Origin of the sequence: Thauera butanivorans NBRC 103042, from assembly GCF_001591165.1 — a bacterium.
Classification (GTDB): domain Bacteria; phylum Pseudomonadota; class Gammaproteobacteria; order Burkholderiales; family Rhodocyclaceae; genus Thauera; species Thauera butanivorans.
The window spans coordinates 1-620 of record NZ_BCUG01000152.1 but is presented as its reverse complement, the minus strand read 5'-3'; the positions used below and the strand labels follow the sequence as shown (position 1 = coordinate 620).

Here is a 620-nt window from a genome sequence, read left to right as displayed (position 1 = left end):
ATCGCACACCGCGATGAACACTTCCATCGGCGTGTTGCCCGCCCCCGCGCCCAGCCCGGCCGCGGCCGCGTCGATGCGGGTGGCGCCCGCTTCGAGCGCCGCCAGGCTGTTGGCCACGCCCATCGCCAGGTTGTGGTGGCCGTGGAAGCCCAGCTCGGTCTCGGGCTTCAGGGCATCCCTGACCGCGGACAGGCGCGACTTCACCGTGTCGGGCAGCAGGTGCCCGGCCGAGTCGGTGATGTAGATGCAGTTGGCGCCGTAGCCTTCCATCAGCTTCGCCTGCTGCACCAGCCCTTCGGGGCTGTTCATGTGCGCCATCATCAGGAAGCCGACGGTGTCCAGGCCGAGCTTGCGGGCCATGCCGATGTGCTGCTCGGAGACGTCGGCCTCGGTGCAGTGGGTGGCGACGCGGATCGTGCTGACCCCGAGTTCGTGGGCCATCTTCAGATGGTCGACGGTGCCGATGCCCGGCAGCAGCAGCGCCGAGACTTTCGCCCGCTTCATCAGCGGGATCACCGCGCCGAGGTAGTCCTCGTCGCTGTGGGCCGGGAAGCCGTAGTTGACCGAGCTGCCGCCCAGGCCGTCGCCGTGGGTGACTTCGATCAGCGGCACGCCCGCTT

At 69.2% G+C, this 620-nt stretch carries 1 protein-coding gene; it reads right to left on the bottom strand.

The window, feature by feature from the left end:
- Window positions 1-620, bottom strand: a 620-nt coding sequence (dmpG, locus tag TBU01S_RS22785) for a 4-hydroxy-2-oxovalerate aldolase (protein WP_083953815.1), incomplete at both ends; no start/stop codon positions are given.